This window comes from uncultured Tateyamaria sp. (assembly GCF_947504105.1).
In the GTDB taxonomy this organism is placed as follows: domain Bacteria; phylum Pseudomonadota; class Alphaproteobacteria; order Rhodobacterales; family Rhodobacteraceae; genus Tateyamaria.
Map to the genome: position 1 here is coordinate 1 of NZ_CANNGP010000146.1, position 906 is coordinate 906.

1 protein-coding gene is annotated in these 906 nt (G+C 61.8%); it reads left to right on the forward strand.

Annotated features, from left to right (window positions below; all coding sequences use genetic code 11):
- Positions 1–88: 88 nt before the first annotated feature.
- The coding region (locus Q1A75_RS23980) for an IS110 family transposase (RefSeq protein WP_299550712.1) at positions 89–906 on the forward strand (818 nt) is incomplete at its 3' end.

The following is a 906-nucleotide window of genomic DNA, read 5'->3' on the forward strand; positions in this document are numbered from 1 at the left end:
GCCGATGGGGTGGATGGCTCCCGCTCCCCCGGCGTCGCAATGCGCCATAGTGCAGGTGTCATTATCTGCGATAGAGAGGAGCCACCCCATGCAAGTTACCACTGTCGGCCTGGATTTGGCCAAGAGCATCTTTCATGTCCACGGCGTCACCGAAGACGGCATGGTTGCGTTCAACAGGCCTTTGAGACGCGGTCAGGTGCTGGCGTTCTTTGAACGGCTGGAGCCATGTCTGATTGGCGTCGAAGCCTGCGCATCGAGCCACTACTGGGCGCGTGAGTTGTCGAAGCTGGGTCACACCGTCCGGCTGATGCCGCCAATGTATGTCAAACCCTACGTGAAGCGCGGCAAGTCTGACGCCGTCGATGCAGAGGCCATCTGCGAGGCGGTGACACGTCCGACTATGCGGTTTGTCGAGATCAAGTCCGAAGAGCAGCAGGCGCTTCTGTCCCTGCACCGGGCGCGGGATTTCGTGGTCCGCCAGCGCACTCAGTTGATCAACATGCTTCGCAGCCTGGCGGCGGAGTTTGGCATCGCTATCGCTCGCGGCGTTGCGCGGGCCATCGATTTCGCGAAAGGGATCATAGAAGGGCAACAGGCTGATCTGCCAGAGCTCGCCCAGGACGTTCTGCGCGTCCTCAGCCGACAGCTGGTCGACGTGCATAATCGGCTTGGGTGGTACGAGATCACGATGCGCATTCAGGCGCGCCTCAGCAGGCCGGCACAACTCTTGCAGACCATTCCCGGTGTCGGGCCGGTCACCGCCTCAGCCGTGGCTGCGACAATCGGGTCGGGCCGCCAGTTCCGAAGTGGGCGCGAGTTCGCCGCCTGGTTGGGGCTCACGCCACGCAACCATTCCAGTGGTGGCAAAGAACGGTTGGGCAAGATCACGAAGATGGGTGACAGGTA